Source organism: Aetokthonos hydrillicola CCALA 1050, from assembly GCF_017591665.1.
GTDB classification, from domain to species: Bacteria; Cyanobacteriota; Cyanobacteriia; order Cyanobacteriales; family Nostocaceae; genus Aetokthonos; species Aetokthonos hydrillicola.
This window is the reverse complement of record NZ_JAAKGC010000328.1, coordinates 1-1,909: the sequence shown is the minus strand read 5'-3', so window position 1 is coordinate 1,909 and position 1,909 is coordinate 1. Positions and strand designations below refer to the sequence as shown.

The 1,909-nt window shown below is 42.4% G+C and carries 1 protein-coding gene; it reads left to right on the top strand.

From position 1 onward, the window contains the following. Nucleotides 1-27: 27 nt before the first annotated feature. Entirely contained in the window at nucleotides 28-1,605 is a 1,578-nt protein-coding gene (locus G4P69_RS37525) for a ferredoxin--nitrite reductase (protein ID WP_208355004.1), read from the top strand. The last annotated feature ends 304 nt before the right edge of the window (nucleotides 1,606-1,909 follow it).

Below are 1,909 nucleotides of genomic sequence, written 5' to 3'. Positions count from 1 at the left end.
TAAAGATTAGAACAACGAGAATTTCTCATGACAGACATAGCAACTACCAACAAAGCCAGCCTGAATAAGTTTGAGAAATTGAAGGCAGAAAAAGATGGACTTGCCGTAAAAGCCGAGATTGAGAAGTTTGCTTCTCTGGGTTGGGAAGCAATTGACGAAACTGATCGAGATCATCGGCTGAAATGGCTGGGTGTGTTTTTTCGCCCAGTCACTCCTGGTAAGTTTATGATGCGTATGCGAATACCTAACGGTGTTATTACAAGCAGTCAGATGCGTGTATTAGCCGAGGTGGTGCAGCGTTATGGTGAAGATGGCAACGCGGACATTACGACTAGACAGAATATTCAATTGCGAGGGATTCGGATTGAGCATTTACCAGAAATCTTTAATAGGTTTCATGCGGTTGGGTTAACCAGTGTACAGTCAGGAATGGATAATGTTCGCAATATCACGGGCGATCCAGTGGCGGGGGTAGATGGAGATGAATTGTTCGACACTCGGGAGTTGGTGCAACAAGTGCAAGACATGATCACCAACAAAGGAGAAGGCAATGCAGAGTTTACTAACCTTCCACGGAAATTTAACATCGCAATCACTGGTGGAAGAGATAATTCAGTTCACGCGGAAATTAATGATTTAGCTTTCGTTCCTGCTTTTAAATCAGGAATCTTTGGCTTCAACGTTCTAGTGGGCGGCTTTTTCTCTTCTAGGCGTTGCGAAGCTGCTATACCCATGAACGTTTGGGTACCTCCGGAGGATGTAGTCGCTTTATGTAGAGCTATTTTGGAAGTGTTCCGAGATAACGGCTTACGTGTTAATCGACAAAAATCCCGGTTGATGTGGCTAATAGATGAATGGGGTGTAGACAAGTTCCGACAAGAAGTCGAGAAGCAGTTTGGTAACCCGTTGTTAACTGCTGCGGAAAAAGACGAAATTGATTGGGAAAAACGCGACCACATTGGGGTATACAAACAAAAGCAACCAGGATTAAATTACGTAGGTTTGGTTGTTCCAGTTGGTCGATTGTACGCTGATGATATGTTTGAAATCGCCCGTTTAGCGGAGGTTTACGGTAGTGGTGAAATCAGAATCACTGTTGAGCAAAACCTGATTATCCCTAATATTTCTGACTCGCGACTGGCAATATTTTTAACTGAACCTTTACTAGAGAGGTTTACAATCAACCCTGCGCCTCTAACGCGATCGCTTGTTTCTTGCACAGGCGCACAATTTTGTAACTTTGCTATTATCGAAACCAAAAACCGTTCTTTGGCAATGATTAAAGCATTAGAAGCAGAGTTAGAACTCTCTAATCCTGTTCGAATTCACTGGACAGGATGTCCTAACTCCTGTGGACAGCCTCAAGTTGCAGACATTGGCTTAATGGGAACCAAAGCTCGTAAAAATGGTAAAGCAGTGGACGGTGTTGATATTTACATGGGCGGTAAAGTTGGTAAAGACGCCCATTTAGGAACTTGCGTCCTGAAAGGTATTCCTTGCGAAGATTTACAACCAGTACTACGAGAATTATTAATTAAACACTTTGGTGCTCGTTTACGAGATGACGAATCGCTAGCTGTTACAAAAATAGGGTCTAGGGTGTAGCTCACAAGGGTAGGTTTTTTACATCCTGGTTGAGGCAAGACTTGGAGGACAAGGAAGGAAAGCAGACAAGGAAGTTTTTTTTACTCCTAGTTGGTTTAAAACTAGTACATATACTTAAATTTTATGTTTCTTCCTTGTCCTCCTTCTCCCCCAAGTCTACAAGCGTCTCACCCGTCCTAGATGTATCTGTAAAAAACCTACACCTGTGAGCTACCCCCTCTAAATTGTTGTTTTCTTTTAAAAATTGGTATAAAAGCCAACAAAAAGCATAGTATTTTTATTTAGGAAGGCTTCATGCTCAAAG

What these genes read in the sequence shown, in the direction of transcription:
- G4P69_RS37525 (WP_208355004.1), top strand. Translation starts at nt 28, where the DNA reads ATGACAGACATAGCAACTACCAACAAAGCCAGCCTGAATAAGTTTGAG.